The 391-nt window shown below is 29.2% G+C and carries 1 protein-coding gene; it reads left to right on the plus strand.

All coding sequences use genetic code 11. The features are described 5' to 3' along the window. Positions 1-45: 45 nt before the first annotated feature. On the plus strand, positions 46-391 hold a 346-nt coding region (locus E3E36_RS13115), incomplete at its 3' end, for a hypothetical protein (protein WP_206203751.1).

Here is a 391-nt window from a genome sequence, read left to right on the forward strand (position 1 = left end):
GTAAATGATAACGGTTTAATATACTCCTCGTTCACTTATTTAAACTTGATATGCACTAACTGCTTAGCTCTTGTTATTAATGATTATGAAGCAATATTGCCATTACCTGTAAAAAGAAAATTTGGTTTACGGTATTTATATATTCCTCCGTTTGTTCAGCAATCAGGCCTGATTGTAAAAGCAGATAATCAGCATTTAATACTTCAACACATAAAGCAATGTTTTAAATACGGAGATATTTTTTTCAACTACCAAAATGATTTTGTTGAAACTGAAACGGGAGTTACAAGAAGGAATAATTTTATTATTGATTTAAATACCGATTATACAAGCATAAAAAAAAATTACCATTCTTCTGTTAACTACAGTTTACATAGAGCTGAAAAAGCAG

The sequence above is a fragment of the Thermococcus sp. M36 genome, from assembly GCF_012027355.1.
Taxonomy (GTDB): domain Archaea; phylum Methanobacteriota_B; class Thermococci; order Thermococcales; family Thermococcaceae; genus Thermococcus.